The organism is uncultured Jannaschia sp., from assembly GCF_947494025.1.
Classification (GTDB): Bacteria; Pseudomonadota; Alphaproteobacteria; order Rhodobacterales; family Rhodobacteraceae; genus Jannaschia.
Window position 1 is genome coordinate 1 of record NZ_CANLTQ010000095.1, and the last position, 1657, is coordinate 1657.

Here is a 1657-nt window from a genome sequence, read left to right on the forward strand (position 1 = left end):
GGGTTGAGTTCCGCGACGGCGTCCGCCTACTTCAACCCGCCGCCTGATCACGCGTCACCAACTTTCGCGCATATCTCAGACCAGCAACCTCCGTGCCGTTCAGTTGCTCCTCGAGCATACGAAGATGGACAGCACGGTCCGCTACCTCGGGGTCGAGCTGGAGAATGCGCTCGCGATCTCGGAGGGGATCGACCTGTAACCACCCGAACGAGAGGCGTCGGCCGTCAGAGGTGGCGGCCGACGTCCATGCTCTGGTGCAGGATGCGAACGACCTCGACCTCTTCGCCGACGGACCGGAAGTAGATCATGTGCGAGCCGCAGGCCGCCTTGCGGTAGCCGGGACGGATGTCATCGGCCGAGAGACTGGACATGCGACCTTCCGCGATCCCGGCGCAGGTCGCGTCGAGGTCTCGCACGTAGCGGTCCGCCTGCGGACGCCCCCACCGTTCCGCGCTGTAGTCCCAGATCTCGTCGATGTCGGCCTCGGCCGCTGGCGAGAGGCGGGCGACCGGCACCCGTCAACTGCCGCTCTTCCGTGCAATGAACGCCTCGACGTCGAACGGACGCGCAAGACCGGACTTCTCGCCCTCGACGAGCGCGGCCCGCAGGCGGTCAACCTTTCCCTCATGTTCTTCGAGCAGGCGCAGCCCCGCCCGCACGACGTCGCTCGCGCTGCTGTAGCGGCCCGAGCCGAGACGCTCGTCGATGAAGCCGGCGAAGTGGTCCCCGAGGGACACGGACGTGTTGCGTGGCATAATCGGCCTCCTGCCAACGATGATACCAAAGACTGGTATTACCGTGCAAGGCCTCGGCGACGGCTATCATTCTCCGAAGCTGACCTTCGCCAGCCGACGAATTGCGTTAGGGGTGCGGGACGAAGCGGCCCTCAGCTTTCAAAGGGAAACTGCCAAATGAGGCGGGCTTCGGTCAGGACACGGATTTCTTAAAATAGACCCGGTTGAAGCCATCCTCCGTGCGACGACCGACCTCCAAGTATCCGAGCCGCGGGTAGATCGAGAGGTTCTCCGTCATCTTCTCGTTCGTGTAGAGGTGGACCGCATCCAGGCCACGACGACGTGCCGTTTCCTCGCAGAACCCGACGAGCTCCTTGCCGACGCCCCGTCCGGCGGCCTCGGGAAAGACCGCCACGTTTTCAAGCATGATATACCCCAACTCCTCGAAGAAGACGATGAAGCCTAGGATCTCTCCCTCCGCGTCCGTGGCGACGTATACGTCCCCGGTGACGATCTGTGACGCGAAGTCGGCGACCATCGGAGCGGGCTTCCGGCCGATCGCAGTCACGTACCGCGAATAGGCGAGCTCTGCGCAGCTACGGATGCGAGGGATGTCACCCTCGCCGGCAATTCTAATCATGGTCCGTCTCGCACTTGTCGGTGGGGATCCGCGCGACTGTAGGAAGCTGCCGGTTGTCGCGTAAGGGTTCGAAGGGGTCATCCGCCGCGGCCCGCTCGAACGGCTGGACCGCGAAACCTTTCCCAAGGTACCGAAAATGGCAAGAGGCGCGCGGCGCTGTGTTTGTCGGTCCATGCTCCGATCCGAGGAAAAGTTGATGGGTTTCGTTAAAGCGGTTTGCTCCCATCCTGACTCACCCAGGATTCCCTCGGGGTCGTTCGTCTGATTCACTTTCGGCAGGAGG

At 63.2% G+C, this 1657-nt stretch carries 4 protein-coding genes; 1 reads left to right on the forward strand and 3 read right to left on the reverse strand.

Annotation, left to right across the window (positions count from 1 at the left end; all coding sequences use genetic code 11):
• Positions 1–103 precede the first annotated feature (103 nt).
• Entirely contained in the window at positions 104–199 is a 96-nt protein-coding gene (locus Q1B08_RS21365; protein ID WP_299823355.1) for an integrase, read from the forward strand.
• Between the two features lie 25 nt (positions 200–224).
• Here Q1B08_RS21365 and Q1B08_RS21370 read toward each other — a convergent pair whose 3' ends face one another.
• From Q1B08_RS21370 to Q1B08_RS21380, 3 genes are all read right to left on the reverse strand, one after another.
• Positions 225–515 carry a type II toxin-antitoxin system RelE/ParE family toxin gene (locus tag Q1B08_RS21370; protein WP_299823358.1) on the reverse strand — a complete coding sequence of 97 codons (291 nt, stop codon included), beginning with the start codon at positions 513–515 and terminating at the stop codon, positions 225–227.
• Between the two features lie 3 nt (positions 516–518).
• A complete protein-coding gene (locus tag Q1B08_RS21375) occupies positions 519–755 on the reverse strand; it encodes a type II toxin-antitoxin system ParD family antitoxin (RefSeq protein ID WP_299823361.1) in 237 nt (78 codons plus the stop codon).
• A gap of 172 nt (positions 756–927) precedes the next feature.
• Positions 928–1374 (reverse strand): GNAT family N-acetyltransferase, encoded by a 447-nt coding sequence (locus tag Q1B08_RS21380; RefSeq protein ID WP_299823364.1) that lies wholly within the window; start codon positions 1372–1374, stop codon positions 928–930.
• Positions 1375–1657 lie beyond the last annotated feature (283 nt).